At 50.2% G+C, this 17,459-nt stretch carries 12 protein-coding genes; 2 read left to right on the top strand and 10 right to left on the bottom strand.

The features are described from left to right. Position 1: 1 nt before the first annotated feature. The 6 genes from aceB to scpA all read right to left on the bottom strand — a co-directional run bounded on the left by aceB (position 2) and on the right by scpA (position 8,937). Positions 2 to 1,591, bottom strand: coding sequence for a malate synthase A (gene aceB / locus QUE62_RS04360; protein ID WP_286224626.1), 1,590 nt, complete (start codon positions 1,589 to 1,591; stop codon positions 2 to 4). Positions 1,592 to 1,675: 84 nt separating this feature from the next. Continuing rightward, a complete protein-coding gene (locus QUE62_RS04355; protein WP_286262459.1) occupies positions 1,676 to 2,137 on the bottom strand; it encodes a VOC family protein in 462 nt (153 codons plus the stop codon). Positions 2,138 to 2,142: 5 nt separating this feature from the next. Further along, positions 2,143 to 4,155: an acetyl-CoA carboxylase biotin carboxylase subunit gene (accC, locus tag QUE62_RS04350; RefSeq protein ID WP_286224624.1), complete on the bottom strand. Its 2,013-nt coding sequence runs from the start codon at positions 4,153 to 4,155 to the stop codon at positions 2,143 to 2,145. A 22-nt stretch (positions 4,156 to 4,177) separates the two neighbouring features. Next, positions 4,178 to 5,710 carry an acyl-CoA carboxylase subunit beta gene (locus QUE62_RS04345; RefSeq protein ID WP_108508348.1) on the bottom strand — a complete coding sequence of 511 codons (1,533 nt, stop codon included), beginning with the start codon at positions 5,708 to 5,710 and terminating at the stop codon, positions 4,178 to 4,180. Positions 5,711 to 5,718: 8 nt separating this feature from the next. Beyond that, a complete protein-coding gene (gene meaB / locus QUE62_RS04340; protein WP_286224623.1) occupies positions 5,719 to 6,750 on the bottom strand; it encodes a methylmalonyl Co-A mutase-associated GTPase MeaB in 1,032 nt (343 codons plus the stop codon). A gap of 9 nt (positions 6,751 to 6,759) precedes the next feature. After that, positions 6,760 to 8,937: a methylmalonyl-CoA mutase gene (gene scpA, locus QUE62_RS04335; RefSeq protein ID WP_286224622.1), complete on the bottom strand. Its 2,178-nt coding sequence runs from the start codon at positions 8,935 to 8,937 to the stop codon at positions 6,760 to 6,762. Positions 8,938 to 9,089: 152 nt separating this feature from the next. Here scpA and QUE62_RS04330 point away from each other — a divergent pair, with 152 nt between their 5' ends. Continuing rightward, complete coding sequence (locus tag QUE62_RS04330; protein WP_286224621.1) at positions 9,090 to 9,728, top strand: GntR family transcriptional regulator; 639 nt, start codon at positions 9,090 to 9,092, stop codon at positions 9,726 to 9,728. Positions 9,729 to 9,774: 46 nt separating this feature from the next. On the opposite strand, the gene QUE62_RS04325 is transcribed toward QUE62_RS04330, so the two are convergent. Together QUE62_RS04325 and QUE62_RS04320 are read right to left on the bottom strand one after the other, a co-directional pair. After that, a complete protein-coding gene (locus QUE62_RS04325; protein ID WP_286224726.1) occupies positions 9,775 to 10,116 on the bottom strand; it encodes a c-type cytochrome in 342 nt (113 codons plus the stop codon). A gap of 17 nt (positions 10,117 to 10,133) precedes the next feature. Continuing rightward, on the bottom strand, positions 10,134 to 10,496 hold the full coding sequence (locus QUE62_RS04320) for a c-type cytochrome (protein ID WP_286224620.1): 363 nt from the start codon (positions 10,494 to 10,496) through the stop codon (positions 10,134 to 10,136). 145 nt (positions 10,497 to 10,641) lie between these two features. Between QUE62_RS04320 and QUE62_RS04315 the strand changes: the two genes are divergently transcribed. Continuing rightward, complete coding sequence (locus tag QUE62_RS04315) at positions 10,642 to 11,097, top strand: RidA family protein (protein WP_286224619.1); 456 nt, start codon at positions 10,642 to 10,644, stop codon at positions 11,095 to 11,097. Here the strand turns inward: QUE62_RS04315 and QUE62_RS04310 are convergent. Continuing rightward, a complete protein-coding gene (locus QUE62_RS04310; RefSeq protein ID WP_286262457.1) occupies positions 11,094 to 14,597 on the bottom strand; it encodes a UvrD-helicase domain-containing protein in 3,504 nt (1,167 codons plus the stop codon). The two genes, QUE62_RS04315 and QUE62_RS04310, sit on opposite strands and share 4 nt — an antisense overlap. Positions 14,598 to 14,602: 5 nt before the next feature. Continuing rightward, positions 14,603 to 17,455 (bottom strand): PD-(D/E)XK nuclease family protein, encoded by a 2,853-nt coding sequence (locus tag QUE62_RS04305; protein WP_286262455.1) that lies wholly within the window; start codon positions 17,453 to 17,455, stop codon positions 14,603 to 14,605. Positions 17,456 to 17,459: the final 4 nt, after the last annotated feature.

The raw sequence follows: 17,459 nt of genomic DNA, 5'->3' as shown, positions 1-17,459 counted from the left end.
TTTAAAACTCTTCGTACAGCGGCAAGGTTAAGAACTCCACAAAATCATCATTGGCAACCAAGTCCTCAAAGATCTTAGCGGCACGATCAAACTGTCCAACAGCACCGGAGTCTTTGACCTTCGTGAGCTCTTCACCAATCAGTTGACGCACTAGCTCAAGGGTGACTTTACGACCGTCGTCGAGAACTCCTTTGGGCGACCGAATCCATTGCCATACTTGTGAGCGGCTGATCTCAGCAGTAGCGGCATCTTCCATCAGGTTATGGATGGGCACACAACCGTTACCAGCAAGCCAAGCACCCATGTAATGGATACCGACGTTAATGTTATAACGCAGCCCTGCTTCGGTGATTGGTCCCTCTGGAGCAAAGTTGAGTAAATCCGCAGCGGTGACCTGAACGTCCTCGCGTTGACGATCAAATTGATTGGGTTTGTCACCCAATACGGCTTTGAACTCATTCATGCACAACTCAACCAAACCTGGATGGGCAACCCAACTACCATCGTAGCCATCGGTAGCTTCACGACGCTTATCCGTTGATACAGCTGCGAGCGCAATCGCATTCTTCTCAGGATCATTCTTAATGGGAATGAAAGCGCTCATTCCACCCATTGCTGGGGCGCCGCGCTTATGGCAGGTCTTTAAAAGAAAGAGTGCATAGGCGCGCATAAAGGGTGAGGTCATGGTCACCTTCACACGATCGGCCAAACAGAAGTTTTTATCGAGCTTGAACTTTTTAATCGCGGAGAAGATGTAATCCCAACGACCAGCATTTAATCCCGAACTATGGTCACGCAACTCATAGAGGATCTCATCCATCTCAAAGGTGGCATTGATGGTCTCAACCAACACCGTTGCTTTGATGCTGCCGTGCTTCATGCCCAGCTCTTTCTCGGCCATAGTAAAGATGTCATTCCATAAGCGAGCCTCTAGATGGCTCTCAATCTTTGGCAAATAGAAAAATGGGCCTAAGCCTCTCGCTTCGAGATACTTACCACTATTAAAGGTGAAGATGGCGAAGTCAAAAATACCGCCTGAGACACGCTGACCATCAACCAAGACATGTTTCTCATCGAGATGCCAACCGCGAGGACGAACAATTAAGGTCGCGGTTTTTTCATTGAGCTTGTATTCCTTACCAAAGAGATTGAGCTCAATATCACGGCGCACGGCTTTCTTTAAATTGACATGCCCTTGCACAATGTTTTCCCAATAGGGGCTATTGGAATCCTCAAAGTCCGCCATATACGAATCTGCACCAGAGTTCAGCGCATTAATCACCATCTTGGCATCGACTGGACCAGTAAGCTCCACGCGGCGAGTTTCCAGTGCTTTGGGTACTGGAGCAATTTTCCAATCACCCTCACGAATGGATTTAGTTTCTGGCAAGAAATCAAGCTTTTGACCGGCGTCCAATTTTTTGGCTAGTTCAACCCGTTTTTTGAGAAGTTCCTGACGACGTGGTTCAAAGGCGCGATGCAATTTAGCAACGAACTCGAGAGCCTCAGGGGAAACAACGGTTGCAAAATCCGGATTGAGTTTGGCTTTGAGCTCAATGCCACTGGATTCGATGGTTGGGGCGCCAGACATGAATACTCCTAATCGGTTTTAAGGATTAAATGACAAATTGATGACTATTATGCCTGAATTGTTGCACTGCACACAAATTGGGGTTTATGCCAATGCGGCAATCACATCGGGTGGCGCTTGTACCAGTTCGATCAAAACCCCTTCGCCCGAGAACATGAACTCCTCGTTCGCTTTGGGATGAACAAAAATAATGTCGTGACCTGCTGCCCCCTTCCGAATCCCGCCGGGGGCAAATCGCAGACCCTGTTGCGTCAACCACTCCACCGCCTTGGGCAAATCATCAACCCACAAACCAATGTGATTGAGTGGGGTTTGATGCACAGCTGGCTTTTTATCGATATCGAATGGTTGCATCAAATCAATTTCAACCTCGTGCGGGCCACGACCGATGGCACAAATATCTTCATCGACGTTCTCGCGCTCGGATACGAAGGTATCTTTGTATTGCAGGCCAAGAAGATCAACCCACAGCGCTTTAAGCTTTTGCTTATCGGTACCACCGATGGCAATTTGCTGAACCCCCAGAATGTTGAATGGTCGACTCATAGTGATCACTTCGCAAACTGAATAATGATTTGATCGACTGCAAGACTCGATCCCTCAGTGGCACATATATCGTCCACCACCCCATCTTGCGAAGCGAATAAAGTGTTCTCCATTTTCATGGCCTCAATCACAACCAATTTCTGACCAGCAGTAACCTTATCACCCTTGGCTACATGTAATTTGGTTAATAGTCCGGGCATCGGCGACAGTAGTAACTTCGATGTGTCAGGAGGCGCCTTATATGGCATACGGCGTTGCAACTCTGCCCCAAATGGACTTAAGACCACGCAGTCAAAATGCACGCCATCTTGCATGAATACATAACCCAAGCCTGGGCGCTCCACTTGCGCACATGCCGTCGGTCCATCATTTAAACGATAGATCAAACGAATCGAACCGGGTTGCCAATCACTCTCCAAGAAATAATCCGTCATCGTGTTCTTGCCTTGATTGGCTTTGACGGATATTTGGTAACCGTGATCACGTTGCTCAATCTTGGTGTCGTAGGATGTGTCACCATGCATCACCACAAACTCTTGGGTAATCTTCATTTCGTGGCCTAAGAGCTGCCCTTCAAGTAATTTGGCACGCTCCAAATAACGACGGTGCACAAAGCTTGCTAAAGCTGGTAAGCGATTCAAGTCACTGGGCTCAACCGATCCTTTTAAAAATCCCTTGGGGAACTCCTCAGCAATAAATCCAGTATTGAACTGGCCCGAGAGAAATCGTGGGTGTTGTAGCAAAGCAGATTGGAACTGAATGTTCGAATGAATCCCCCGAATTACAAACTCATTGAGCGCCCCGCGCATTTTGCTCATTGCCTCCTCGCGGTTGGCACCATGCGTAATGAGTTTTGCAATCATTGAGTCGTAATACATCGGGATCTCGCCACCCTCATATACACCCGTATCAACTCGTACACCATCTTTGGATGCCGGAGGCTGATACTTCACCAAGCGTCCGGTCGATGGCAAGAAGTTTCGTAGAGGATCTTCGGCATTAATGCGGCACTCCATCGCCCAGCCATTGCGCGGAATTTGGTTTTGGGTAAATGCCAACTTCTCACCAGCAGCCACCCGGATCATTTGCTCGACAAGATCAAGTCCTGTGATGCATTCGGTGACCGGATGCTCAACCTGCAAGCGTGTGTTCATCTCTAAGAAGTAAAACGACTTGTCTTTACCAACCACAAACTCCACAGTACCTGCCGATTGGTAGTTAACGGCCTTGGCGAGCGCTACCGCTTGTTCGCCCATGGCCTTACGGGTGGCATCATCCAAGAATGGCGATGGCGCCTCTTCAATCACTTTTTGATGACGACGCTGAATCGAGCACTCACGCTCCCACAAATACACCACATTACCGTGCGCATCGCCTAATACCTGGATCTCAATATGCCGCGGTTCTTCTACAAACTTCTCAATGAAGACGCGGTCGTCACCAAAACTATTAAGTGCTTCATTCTTACAAGCCACAAAGCCTTCGGCCGTTTCTTGGTCGTTATACGCAACACGCAATCCCTTACCCCCACCACCAGCAGAGGCCTTGATCATCACTGGGTAGCCAATTCCCTGCGCAATTTTTACCGCAGCCTGAGGATCATCAATAGCGGCGTTATGGCCGGGGATGGTGTTAACCTTTGCCTCTAAAGCAAGTTTCTTAGACGCAATCTTGTCGCCCATTGCAGCAATCGATTGATATTTGGGGCCAATGAAGATAATGCCCTCTTCCTCAACGCGCTTAGCAAACTCTTCGTTCTCGGACAAAAAGCCATAACCCGGATGAACCGCTTGCGCACCCGTTTCTTTACACGCCGCAATAATGCGATCCATTTGCAAGTAGGACTCGCGCGATGGTGGCGGTCCAATGCAAACGGCCTCATCGGCAATCCGAACATGACGCGCCTCGGCATCCGCTTCGGAGTAGACCGCAACCGTTTGGATTCCCAAGCGTTTTGCAGTTAGCATCACTCGGCAAGCAATTTCACCGCGGTTCGCAATTAAGATTTTCTTAAACATAGTGATTGGTCAGTCGGTTAAATTAAAGAGGGATGTTGCCGTGTTTACGGGGAGGATTTTGCAAATCTTTGTCTTGCAACATCGCGAGTGATCGTGCAATCCGCTTGCGTGATTCGTGGGGCATGATGACATCATCAATGTAGCCACGCCGTCCTGCGACAAAGGGGTTTGCAAACTTCGCTTTGTACTCTGCTTCACGCTCGGCAATCTTTTGCGAATCATTTTTCTCTTCGCGGAAGATAATTTCAACAGCGCCCTTAGGCCCCATCACCGCAATCTCTGCCGAGGGCCAAGCAAAGTTCACATCGCCTCGCAAATGTTTTGATGCCATCACATCGTAGGCGCCGCCGTAGGCTTTGCGTGTAATCAAAGTGACTTTGGGAACAGTGCAATCGGCATAGGCATAGAGTAATTTAGCGCCGTGTTTAATGATGCCACCGTACTCTTGAGCGGTACCTGGCATAAAACCTGGCACGTCGACCAAGGTCACGACCGGGATATTAAAAGCATCACAAAAGCGCACAAACCGAGCGGCTTTAATCGATGATTTGATATCGAGACACCCTGCAAGCACCAAAGGTTGATTAGCAACGATACCGGCAGTCTGGCCGCCAATGCGTGCAAAGCCAATAATGATGTTCTTGGCATAGTCGGGCTGCAACTCAAAGAAGTCTTCATCATCCACAATCTTATGAATCAGCTCTTTCATGTCATACGGCTGATTGGGGTTGAGAGGCACCAATGTATCGAGCGAGTAATCGGGCTCATCCGACCAGACAAGACCGCCCAGAAAAGGGGCTTTTTCTTTATTTGAGAGCGGTAGATAACTGTAGAAACGGCGTAGCATCATGATCGCCTCAACATCGTTATTAAATGCCAAGTCACAGACTCCCGATACAGTGGAATGCGTGTTCGCACCACCCAAATCTTCTGCGGTGACATCTTCGTGGGTCACGGTTTTCACTACCTCGGGTCCAGTGACGAACATGTAAGAGGTGTCTTTCACCATGAAGATGAAATCCGTTAAAGCAGGTGAGTACACTGCACCACCGGCACAGGGACCCATAATCAAAGAGATTTGCGGGATCACACCCGAAGCAGATACATTCCGTTGGAAGATCTCTGCATAACCACCAAGCGAGGCAACCCCTTCCTGAATGCGTGCACCACCAGAGTCATTGAGTCCAATTACGGGCGCACCCACTTTCATGGCCTGATCCATGATCTTGCAGATTTTCTCAGCATGGGCTTCCGATAAAGATCCGCCCAGAACTGTGAAATCTTGCGAGAACACAAACACCAAGCGCCCATTAATCATTCCATAACCGGTGACGACACCATCGCTAGGCACCGTTTGATCGGCCATCCCAAAATCCGTGCAGCGATGCTCCACAAACATATCCCACTCTTCAAAGGAGTCTTCGTCGAGCAGTAACTCGATCCGCTCGCGTGCAGTGAGTTTGCCCTTGGCATGCTGAGCAGCAATGCGCTTTTGACCGCCACCAAGACGTGCTAACTCGCGCTTGGATTCCAATTGAGAAATAATGTCTTGCATAAAAACTCCTATTGAATATCGGGTGTTTGCATCGCGTCTAGTAAGCGACGCGCTGCCACAGAAGGTGCGATCGTGCCCTCATTCACAGCGGCACTGAGTTCGGGTAACAACTGCTGTACTCCAGGATGGTTCTTAAAATTACTTTTGAGAGCGCTATCGATGCGCTCCCACATCCAAGCAGTGGCTTGCTGACGACGACGCTTTTGTAGATGGCCATTCTTCGATTCGAGGGACTGAAAGCGAGTGATCTCATCCCACAATTGCGCTACACCTTGATTGAGAAGTGCGCTCATTTGCATCACCACGGGATGCCATTGCTCAGCATCATGAGCGGCGTGGTCTGGGTTCCCCTGAAATCCCATTAAGCGCAAGGAACTTGTAATAAATGCTTGGGCTCGGGTGGCTGCATCCGGATCTAGATCCGCTTTATTAATCACGATGAGATCCGCGATCTCCATCACACCCTTTTTAATGGCTTGCAGATCATCACCGGCATTGGGGAGTTGCAACAACATAAAGAGATCGGTCATCCCAGCCACCGCAATCTCGCTTTGCCCTACCCCAACGGTCTCCACAATCACGACATCATGTCCCGCGGCTTCGGCTAAGAGCATCACCTCTCGGGTGCGCTCGGCAACACCACCCAAGGTTCCCGAGGATGGACTTGGGCGAATGAAGGCATTCTCATTGACTGACAGCAGTTCCATGCGGGTCTTATCACCCAAGATCGATCCACCAGACAAGCTTGAGGATGGATCAATTGCCAGGACAGCAACCCGATGGCCTTTGGAAATTAAGTAAAGACCTAAGTTCTCAATTAAAGTGGATTTACCAACCCCGGGCACTCCTGAGATTCCGAGACGAAAGGATCGCCCCGTGTGCGGCAAGATGGTGTTGAGTAATTGATCGGCGCGCGCGCGATGATCAAGGCGCGTTGACTCTAATAAAGTAATGGCTTTGGCTAATGCCCGACGTTGCTCCGCACAGGGCTTGCCGAGCAAGGCTGCCACTAACTGCTCATTGCTTGGAGCTTTCGACATTGTGAGGGCTTAGCGCAGGTTGTTCCGAATTTGCTCGAGCACATCTTTTGCAGAGGCGGGGATCGGCGTACCAGGTCCGTAGATGCCCTTCACGCCTGCCTCATACAAAAACTCGTAATCCTGTCGCGGAATGACGCCACCCACAAACACAATAATGTCATCGGCGCCTTGTTTTTTGAGTTCCGCCACAATCGCAGGAACCAAAGTTTTGTGCCCAGCGGCTAAGGTAGAGATCCCCAAAGCATGCACATCGTTTTCAATGGCTTGGCGCGCACACTCCTCCGGTGTCTGGAATAAAGGTCCCATATCCACATCAAAGCCCAGATCAGCATAGGCGGTAGCAACCACTTTGGCGCCGCGATCGTGTCCATCCTGACCAAGTTTTGCGATCATGACGCGCGGACGACGTCCGTACTCTTTGGCAAACTCAGCGATCTCGACTTTAAGTTTTTCCCAACCTTCGGCTGAATCATATGCAGCTGCGTACACTCCGGTCACCTTTTGTGTATCGGCTCGGTGGCGCCCATAAACTTTCTCCAAAGCATCCGACACCTCGCCCACCGTTGCGCGTAAACGAATTGCTTTGACCGCTAAATCTAATAAATTACCTGTATTGTTCTCGGCTGCTGTTGTCAGATCCGCCAAGGCTTGATTCACCTGCGCTTGATTGCGTTTAGCCTTGATGTCCTTTAAGCGAGCGATTTGATTATTACGAACCATATCGTTATCGATGACTAAGACATCCACCAAACTCTCTTCTTCCAGTTTGTATTTATTCACACCCACAATGACATCCGATCCGGAGTCGATCTTGGCTTGCTTTTGTGCAGCAGCCGCCTCAATTTTTAACTTGGCCCAACCACTCTCAACAGCCTTGGTCATGCCACCCATCTGATCCACTTCCAAAATAATTTCCCAGGCGGCATCTGCCATCTCTTGAGTTAATTTCTCCATCATGAACGATCCTGCCCAAGGATCAACTACGCTCGTGATATGGGTCTCTTCTTGCAAAATTAATTGGGTGTTGCGGGCAATTCGGGAGGACATCTCTGAAGGCAAGGCAATTGCTTCATCAAATGAGTTGGTGTGCAGTGATTGCGTTCCGCCAAAGACCGCAGCCATAGCCTCAATCGTGGTGCGCACCACATTGTTATAGGGATCTTGCTCGGTGAGCGACCAGCCTGAGGTTTGGCAATGGGTACGCAACATCGATGACTTGGGATTCTTGGGATTGAACTCTTTCATAATGCGCCACCACAAGATGCGAGCAGCGCGCAGTTTGGCAACTTCCAGATAGAAGTTCATACCGATCGCAAAGAAGAAGGACAGACGGCCGGCAAACTCATCCACATCAAGACCTTTGGCCAAGGCAGTTTTGACGTACTCCTTGCCATCGGCCAGTGTAAATGCGAGCTCTAGGGCTTGATTTGCTCCAGCCTCTTGCATGTGATAGCCCGAGATCGAGATCGAGTTGAACTTGGGCATATTCTTTGCGGTGTACTCAATGATGTCACCGACAATGCGCATCGAGGGTCCGGGTGGGTAGATATAGGTATTGCGCACCATGAACTCTTTGAGAATGTCGTTCTGAATCGTGCCACTCAGTTGCTCTTGCTTCACGCCCTGCTCTTCACCGGCCACGATATAACCTGCCAAGACTGGTAGTACGGCACCATTCATGGTCATCGAGACCGAGATTTTGTCCAAGGGGATGCCATCAAAGAGGATCTTCATATCCTCCACCGAATCGATCGCAACCCCCGCTTTACCCACATCACCCACCACCCGAGGATGGTCCGAGTCGTAGCCCCGATGCGTAGCCAGATCAAATGCCACTGAGACCCCTTGACCACCTCCTTCAAGGGCTTTGCGGTAGAAACGATTGGACTCTTCGGCCGTTGAGAATCCGGCGTATTGACGAATGGTCCAAGGGCGCACCGTATACATCGTCGCTTGTGGTCCGCGCAGATAGGGCTCAAACCCAGGGAGTGAGTTCACATAAGGCAACCCCTGAAGATCATTTTGGGTGTAGAGGGCTTTTAGATGGATGCCGTCGGGGGTATCCCACCCTAAAGCATCCGGGTTGCCATTGGGCGCCGATTTACTGGCTGCTTTTTGCCATTGCTCAAGGGATTGATCGGCTGCAGCTGGCCATTGCCCGCTGGGTTGTGATGCGTTCTTGGTCATAAGCGCCCCATGTGTGCATGAATGTGCATTGATATTTTCATCATTTTGCTTGACTTTTATAGTTTTGTCCATAGAATTGGATACATAATTATGAATTCATAAATGTATTTTAATTAATTAAAATCATAAATAAACAATGACTTACAGAAATAATGAGTAAATTACTTTCAACTCGCCCGCTCTATGAAGAGGTTGCAGATCAACTGCGTAGCCGTATTTTTGCGCATGAACTAGCCCCCGGTGCTTGGATCGATGAACAAAGCCTTGCCAAGGAATTTGGGATTAGCCGCACTCCCATGCGCGAGGCCATTAAGGTGTTGGCGGCTGAGGGCCTCATCACCATGAAACTACGCCGCGGCGCTTATGTCACCGAAGTCAATCGTGGCGATCTTGAGCAAATCTTTACGGTTCTCTCCTTACTGGAAGGTGAAGCTGCCAAAGAAGCTGCCACGAAGGCAAAAGAAAGCGATCTCAATGCCTTGGATGATTTGCACTTGCGTCTTGAGAAAGCAGCCGCTGATCGCAACCTCGATTTATTCTTTGAAATCAATGTTCGCTTTCATGAGCGCATCATCGCGATTGCCGCCAATCCCTGGATGAGCAGCGTGATTGACGATCTTCGTAAGGTTCTAAAACTGCAACGCAAGGACTCGTTATCGCGCACGGGGCGCTTGCAACAATCTTTGAGTGAACACCGCGAGATCCTAAAGGCCCTGCTTAAGCGCGATCCGGTTGCTGCTGAACAAGCGATGCGCACTCACCTGGCCCATGGCTTGGAGGCCGCCAAATAAAAAAGCCCCCAGTTTTAAGTGGAGGCTTTTGAGCTTAAGCGGTGATTTATTTTTTGACGATCAGATCACCAGGAATCGATGCAATATAGGCAGCCATATCTTTTAGATCTTTATCGCTAAATTGCTTCACTTGCGATTGCATGATGGCATTATTACGGCCCACCAGAGAATTACCATCCACTTGGTAGGACTTCAGTGCGTAATACAAATAGTCTTGGTATTGACCCGCAATTTTCGGATAAGCGGGGGCCACTGGGGCTTTGAGGCCAGCGCCATGGCAGGCAGCACAATTGTTCTTTTCAACCAGTTCTTTACCCTTGGCAACATTACCAGCGTGAGCAAACCCAATGGAGGCACTTAACAAGGAGAGGATCAGAGCGGATTTCATCATGTTCTCGATTCCAATTACTTTAAGGGGTTACGGGGAGAGGTTGGCGTTTGAGTCGAGTAGTAGGCAGCTAAGTCAGCCATATCTTGATCGTTCAGACTTCCCGCAATCGCTCGCATGGTTGGATGCTTGCGCTCACCCGATTTATACGCTTTGAGAGAGGCAATAATGTAGTCAGCATTCTGGCCACCAATCTTGGGAACGCGATAAACCTGGGGCCAGTCAGCCCGGTAATCATTAATGGCATGACAGCCTGCGCAAAGCCAGACTTTGGCCTCTCCTGCTTTTGCAGAACCTTTAACGTCTTGGGCTTGGGCAGTGATTGAAAACAGACCGGCGAATACTGCAGCGCCGAGCGAAGTAACGATGGCTTTGTTCATATGCGTGATCGTGTTGCAAAATGGTTAATATTTTGTAGGCTGAAGTATAGCGGACAGCGAATATTGTCAGTTATTTTTGTCATCTACCTATACTAGGGGCTTGTTCGGTGATTTCGTGTTTAACCCCGTTGCTTGAAGGAGTTTCATGAGCGTAATTTCCCAAAAACTGAATGACCTAGGAATTACCCTAGTAAGTCCTGGGGCACCCGCGGCCGCCTACGTCATGGCAGTGACCACCGGTGATCAGGTATTTTTATCAGGCCATATTGCCAAACGCGATGGCAAGCCATGGGTTGGTAAATTGGGGCTAGACATGGATACTGCTACCGGTCAGTTAGCCGCTCGGAGTATCGCGATTGATTTACTCTCAACCCTCAATGCCCACCTCGGCTCACTTGATCGCGTACGTCGAGTGGTCAAAGTCATGGGCCTCGTGAACTCCACCCCCGAGTTTACCGAGCAACATTTGGTCATGAATGGCTGCTCTGAACTCCTCGTCGAGGTATTTGGTGAAATTGGTAAGCATGCTCGCAGCGCCTTTGGGGTTGCGCAAATCCCCTTGGGGGCTTGTGTCGAAATTGAAATGATCGTTGAGATCTAAGTTAGCAAATCGGTGCTGTGGCCCTGCCCATCAATCAGCAGACTGCGCACGCTTTTGTCTGGAAATAGTCGTCGCACAGCCTGACAGTAGCCCTCAAGCTGCAGTTGATATTGAGAATAAAGAGGATCGGTTTTCTCAGGGATGCTGAGTTTGTAATCCAAGACAACAAGCTCGTTTTCAAACTCTACTAAGCGGTCAATCCGCAAGCACCGCTCCTCACTCACGACATCAAGTTCATTCCAAGCATTGAGATAGACCGCCGGGTCAAAGAATGGGAGCAAATCGGAACTGTTAAAAACGGTTCTCACTCGTTCAATGGTGCGCTGTGCATCTGCGACATCGATACCAAGTCGGCTAGCCAAGGATTTCTCGTCTGGCAAGGTCTCAGCCGCTCGGTACTGTTGAGGCGTGGTTCGCTCTAGTACCCAATGAAACCACTCACCCTCTTGCATGCGCCGTTGCTCATCGACACTGTGCGTCTTGGGTCTGGGAGTTAAGCTTGGTTCACCCTGCCAGGTCAAGACCAAATCAGGGTATTCAAATCGTTCATCGCTGTGTGATGGTTGGGGCTGACTTGTATGACGCTGGTCGATGTGTGCCTCATCAAGATCAGTGAATACTGGTACTTGACCTTCACAAGCTCGCTCATACCAACTGTCAGGTACTAAACCGCCCTGCTGGCGATTGCGGGTGCTTTCCACCCCACTTAACCAAAGTCCCTGCTTGGCACGGGTGAGTGCCACATAGAAAAGGTTCCAGTTCTCATGCAAGGCAATACCTTTCTCTTGCGCAAGTAAATCTTCACGCGCCTTGGATAAGCTGAGCTTGGTGAACATTGACAAATGATCTGGTGCTTGCTGATCGGGATCCCAATCAAGTAATACGCCGCGTCCTGGGTTGGTGATCGCTGTATGGTTGCAATCCAGAATAATCACAAATGGAGCCTCAAGTCCCTTCGCCCCATGAATGGTCATTAAGCGAATGCGCTGTTGACGGTGTGAAAGTGAGTGAGTATTTAGATCAAAATCCCCATCCGCTAGATCATCGCTCTCATCCTCTAAGGGAACCTCACCGCGCATCTCACCTTCATCCGGTGTCTCATCTTGATCGCCACGCCGCATTTGTTTGAGTTGTGTAATAAATCGTCCCAAGCTGGGGTAGCGGCCACCATCTAAATTTAAGGCAAGCTCCAGAAAAGCATCCAAATTAGCTAAGACCTGATCTCGGTCGCGCGCTTGGCATACGCTCGCGTATTTGCAACGAATATCGCCCGAGAAATACACGTGATCAAGGAGATCATGCACTGGCAAGTGTTTGGCTAACTCCGTCCACTCCATGAGTTGCCTAGCAATCCCCAAAAAGGTCTCGGCATAGGGATGATCATCGGCATGCGTAAGCGCTTCCCACCAATTGCGATAGCCACGATTACTTTGCACCAACTCTGAGAGCGTTTGCATCTGCGCCTCAGTGAGGCCATATAAAGGACTGCGCAAGACCTGCGCAAGAGCAAGATCATGATTGGGGTTACTCAGAATCGTGAGTAAAGCAATCAGGTCATCAACTTCCAATGTTTCGAGTAAGCCGCCTAAGCGCGGACTCTCAAATAGCAAATTGGCATGCCGCAATGCTTCCTCATACTCGGGCAGGTATTGACGGCGCTTGACGAGCACTAAGAAATCACCCAGGCGCGCTGGTCGCCAGATTTTATGACGCTGCTGATGATTGCTTGGGTCAATCATTTCATCGAGCACCAAACGAGTTCGTAGTACCTCGTGGATTAATTGCGCTAGACGCTGTCCTTCCAACAAACGTTGCTGTTTGGCGCCAGTATCGCGGGTATCGGTGAATGGCATGACCAAGGCGTTCTCGCGGGCAATGGCCTGTGGCTCATCGATGATCGAGATTAATGGCAGACGATAAGCCTCGCCTTTGGCGAATTTTGAATGGCCTGGTATGTCGGGAGCGGTCCAGAGAGTTGCCTGTACCTGAAATGGATAGTTACTGGGGACTCGGCTGGTCGTAAAGATGCGGTTAACCGCCGCCACAATCTCAGGCGCATTCCGCCTTGTGGTGTTTTGTTGTTCACGGTGAGCCTGATCGTGCGCTTGCAAAAAGCGGGTTGCTGCTCCAAATAGACGGGGGTCGGCACGACGAAAGCGATAAATAGATTGCTTGGGGTCACCCACAATAAATACCTTGGGCTTATCCTGATCATCGCCATAGGCTGCAAGCCAAGCTCGCAGAATTTGCCACTGCAAAGGATTGGTATCCTGAAACTCGTCAATCAGAATATGTCGATAACGTGCATCCAAACGTGCTTGCCAATACGCCGCAACACGAGGATCCGAAATCAGTTGCGCCACACCAAGTTCTAGATCATCAAAGTCACGCACGCGCATGCGTTCTTTACTACGCTCGATATGTTCGAGCATGGCCGCACCGATACTAAACCAGGCTTGATTAAGCGCAAGCGCCTCCTGCTGAGCCTGCCACTCAATGAATTGCTCACATGCGATTGCCCAAGCTTGCCGAGTCGCAATGAATCGATTGGTATCTTGATTCTGCGCCTCTAAATACGATTGAATCGCTTTCGAAGCACTGTCATTGTCCTTGCGATAGCTTGGGAGTTCATCACGCGTCATAAACACGGGGATCAATAAGCGTATCGCGGTATCAAATTGTTTTTCCTTTAAGGCTTCAAGCGCTGCGCCTAATTCTGCGAGACCCTGCTGATCACGCACGCCGCCATGAGACAACACCTCATACAACATAGAGAGTTCATGGGGCGCTGCACTCTCTTCTAGTTTGATGAGTAAGGGATTAGGTTGAGAAAGCGCGTTACAGCATCTGCGTAAGGCCTCGGTTACGGGTTCACCACGGGCCTCGCAGGCTTTCTTGAAAAATACCCAGGCGCCCTTTTGCTGCACTAGGCCATTGGCCCCCAATAAAAACTGATGGGCTTGTGCTGAACCCAGTTGCTCAAGCAAATACTCATAGGCAGACAGCACATCGAGTGGCATCGATGCCCACCAATCCTCTAAGCACTCCTGTTGCAGCCGTTTGGCGTCCTCGCGCAAGGTAAATCCAGATTGAGCTCCCATTGAGACCGGCGCCCCAGCAAGTAAGCGTCCGAACCAGCCATGAAAGGTGTCAATCGAAACGGTATGCGGATTCGATAACAGGCGATCATAGAGCGTACGTGCAGACTGAAGATGCACTTGTGCTGCTTCGGGATCGAGTCCTCGCTCTACCAGGGCATGCATCAGCTCGGCATCACTCATCGTGGTCCAGGATTGCAAGAGTTGATAGAGGCGTTCACGCATCTCTTGCGCAGCCTTACGTGTGAAGGTCAGAGCCAAGATAGATCGGGGTGACTCACCGGTAAGCAATATGCGGACTAGACGTGCGACTAGTAACCATGTTTTCCCGCTACCGGCGCAAGCGGACACCACCACCGAGCGCTGCGGGTCACAGACGATTGCGATATTAAGAGCTTGCATGCTACTCACCACATCCCTTTACGGCAAATACCCCGGGCATCGCAATAAAGACAAGTACTCTCGGGTGCAAAGGCCTGCATGGCGTCTCCAGACCACACGCTCCTTAAATCATTTTGCAACTGCGCATCAAGCTGTTGCATCGCGAGCGGTATCTCTGAAATCCCAACGGAGCGTTGGTTTGCACCTTTTTTCTTGAGGTTCATTTTTAGAGAAACCCAATCCAATTGCTCGATCGGACCTTGTGTGGATAGCGCTTTGGCATATAGCAGTAACTGGGGGTCATCCATCAGTTGCGTGCCACGCTCCAACACCTTCTCGCGGCTCTGGTGCTTATAGTCCAGGATCGCGAGTGATGATGTATTGGGCTTAACATCAATCCGGTCAGCGTAGCCCTCAATCTGAATTTGATGGAATTGCCCATGCTTGTCCAAGAAATTGAACTCAAAGCCAAGTTTGCGTTCGGCATCATGAAAACGCCAACCCTGTGACTCCCGTTCCAGTTGCCATTCCACAAAACTGGGAATTTGTTTTTGCCAATCCCGCAAATGCCCTAAGACCCGCTGATCACCCTCCAGTAAGCGACTAAAACCTTGCTCAGAAGCGCGCATCAGGCGCGTGATCATCCAATCTTTACGGAACTGCAAATCATCGTTGATCTGGGCGTCGCGAGCCTCGGTACTTTTGAGTTCCTGGAAAAAATTACGCAGTATTTGATGCAAGGTTTGACCAATCACCGATGCATCGAGCTCGTCATCAAGATCCTTGCGTTTACGAAGACCTAAGAGACTACGCACATAGTACTGATACGGGCAAGCCCGCAGTGCCCGATACGCACTCGGGCTCATGCGCGTTGGCATGGGTAGTCCATCGAGTCGATTTGCCTGCGCCATGGTCATCGGTGTTCCTACAGCGGATCGTGCAAAGCGACTAGATTCACGGGTTGCAAGTTGCGGAAGATCTTCTTGTAAGCGTACGATCCAAGGGGATGCGCGCAAGGGCTCACCACTAGCACCCTCGCTTAGCCATAACAGATCAATATAGGAATATGAGGCAAAGAGTTGTGAGAGATCCCGCGCCTGTTGACGATATTGCCGAGCAATATCGGTACCACCGAGAGTCTGACTTAGACTCTCCGAGAAAAATAGTGGGGTCTCGCCATAACTTGGCAGTTGGCGTTCATCGCAACCAACCATCACCACGGCATCAAAGCGGCGCAATCGAGTTGCACTGAGTGGCAAGATGGTCACGCGTGCCGATGCATCACTGCCCTGCTCGCGGTACACCTCTTCTTCCATTCGGGTCTTTAAAAAGATAATCCATTCGGCCAGGGGCATTCGTAGCGTTGGAAGCTGAGCTTGCTCTAAGCCCAGTTTGTCGAGCATGGCAAGTAACTGTAAGCCAGCAGCATCATCCTCAAATTGCTGACGCATTCCAAAGTAGGACAAATCATCTCGCAGTTGTGCAAGGGCTCTCGCAGACGGCAGATTTTGCATCTTGGGGTTCTGCCAAATACTTACCCGCTCTCGAATGGACTGTAATAGGTGATGTAAGCGTGGGTCAAACTCGGAGCTTGCTCCCGCTTCGATTGCTAAATAGAAACTAACCCACGAAGCTCTCGCCTGCTTGAGCAACAACATGCTCTCGAGTTCACTAATGAGTAATCCGATTTCCTCAGGCGTAGCGTTCAGCAAGCCACTGAGATTGAGAAATGGGTTTTTGAGGAACTCCAGTAAGGTGATCGCGCTCGGCCCTTGAGGTGGACAACGCAATAACTCAAGCCAAGCATGAAGCGCTGCGGCTGCGCGCGTGGTCGAGAGTTTCCAACCTGTTTCGTCGTCGATGGATAAACCAGGACCAAGACGTGCCAGCAAAGCGCGGGTGCGGCGTGCCAATAGTCGGTCTTGTGCCACGAGAGCAATTTGAGTACGTCCTGCCTGTAAATGGCCCTCAATACAATGCGTTGCCTCCCACGCAAGGTCCTCAAAGCGTTTTGCGCTTTGGCAGGTAATGTGTTTTTGATTGAGCGCTGACCGATTGATTTGCAGTTGCCCGTCGAGCGATGAATCAAACTCCATGGTCTCGGGCCATAGGCCAACCTCAGTCCAATCCATCACAAATCGGTGCACCGGGATGAACGCTTCACAATGATCAAGAAACACCTGATGCGCGCGGGCTTGCGCATCATTCTCTTCGATGGTCTCAATCCAAATCAAGGGTCGACGTGTCTTTGGGTTGATTTGCCATTGCTGCAGATGGGATACCAGTGCGAGATGCTGGGTGATGACGGGATCACGCACGGAGCTGAGATAACGCCAGAATGCCAAAAGAACTGCGGACTCTTTGCTTACAAGCTCTTGGGCTAGTTGTGGATAGGCGTCTGCTATTGCTTGGCTTAGCTTGATTTGTACCTGCTCAATCCCGTGTTCGAGCTCCAAATGATCGATGCTCCAGGCCAATTGCGGAACGACGCTTTGCGATAGCAGATCACAGGCACTAACAATGGCATTGGCCAAGCTCCAAGCGCCCCCCTCTCCTTCGGCAGTAAACCACTCGCGCAGATTGGGATAGGTCTCAATCGAGGCATAGGTTTGCAAGACTCGTTCCGTGTTCGACTGTGGCTGTGGTAGGCGCAATCCATCTGGAGTCAGCGCAAGCCAATCAGCCAAACTATGTACCTCGGGTAATAGCATGGTGTTTGAGGGACGACTGCTCTCCAACGCCAAGCGCAAACTGAGATTGGGTCCAGCTGTGGGCAAAATGACCTGGGGGCGCGCATCGCTTGCCGCTGCAATTGCCCAGATTTGCTTCGCGATTTGCGCTAACGCATCTTGGTTCGGAGTGATCGAATACGTTTGCATAACA

This window comes from Polynucleobacter sp. HIN9 (assembly GCF_030297635.1).
Lineage (GTDB): Bacteria > Pseudomonadota > Gammaproteobacteria > Burkholderiales > Burkholderiaceae > Polynucleobacter.
Note: the sequence above shows the minus strand (reverse complement) of the source record. Positions and strands in the feature narration are given on the sequence as shown.